Source organism: Burkholderia sp. GbtcB21 (genome assembly GCF_019091065.1).
GTDB classification, from domain to species: Bacteria; Pseudomonadota; Gammaproteobacteria; order Burkholderiales; family Burkholderiaceae; genus Burkholderia; species Burkholderia pyrrocinia_C.
Genome location: NZ_JAGXKA010000393.1, coordinates 1 through 245, shown reverse-complemented (window position 1 = coordinate 245; position 245 = coordinate 1). Strand labels below are relative to the sequence as shown.

Here is a 245-nt window from a genome sequence, read left to right as displayed (position 1 = left end):
CCCCAGCGCGCGGCCGATGCCGCCGCGCAGCCCGTCGAGGTCCGCGGCCGGCTTGAAGCATGTGGGGGCGAGCGCGCCGGCGCGCCCCGCGCCGAGGATGCGCTGCAGGACTTCGGTCGGATCGGTATGGCGCAGCTGATGCTTCAGCGCATACGGGAACGCGATCAGCAGAACGGCGAGCCGGTTGCGCTCGGCATCGCCGCCGCTGTCGGGCAGGGAGCGAGTCAGTTGCGCGGTCACGGTGC

Annotated in this window: 1 protein-coding gene; it reads right to left on the bottom strand. The window is 73.5% G+C overall.

The features are described from left to right. Positions 1–245 (bottom strand): bestrophin family protein (locus KVT39_RS37175; protein ID WP_217591509.1); only part of this gene is annotated, 245 nt, incomplete at both ends.